1 pseudogene is annotated in these 373 nt (G+C 67.0%); it reads left to right on the top strand.

What is annotated here, in order from left to right:
• Positions 1–373: pseudogene (locus tag JYA52_RS07475) on the top strand (hypothetical protein); the annotation flags it as partial.

The following is a 373-nucleotide window of genomic DNA, read 5'->3' as shown; positions in this document are numbered from 1 at the left end:
TGAACCGGAGTGCGGGGGCGTGGGTGGATACCGGGGTGCGGAGCGACAGCAGGGCCAGCACGTCCTCGGACACGCTGTGGGATGGCGGCAAGCTTTACATCGCCTCGAACGTGGTGACCTCCGGTGCGTCCGCGTCGGGGAAACCGTCCCGGCTGTACAGGTACAGCTATTCGGGCGGGGCCTACTCGCTGGATGCGGGGTTTCCGCAGGTGCTTTCGAACAACAGCAGCGAGACTTTGACCCTCGATAAGGATTCCACCGGTGCGCTCTGGGCTACCTGGACCCAGGTGGCGGGCACGACCAACACGGTCTTCGTGAACAGTTCCGGCCCGGGCGGGACCGGGTGGGGGACCCCGTTCGTGGTGCCCGGGGC

This window comes from Arthrobacter pascens, assembly GCF_017052465.1.
In the GTDB taxonomy this organism is placed as follows: Bacteria; Actinomycetota; Actinomycetes; order Actinomycetales; family Micrococcaceae; genus Arthrobacter; species Arthrobacter pascens.
Note: the sequence above shows the minus strand (reverse complement) of the source record. Positions and strands in the feature narration are given on the sequence as shown.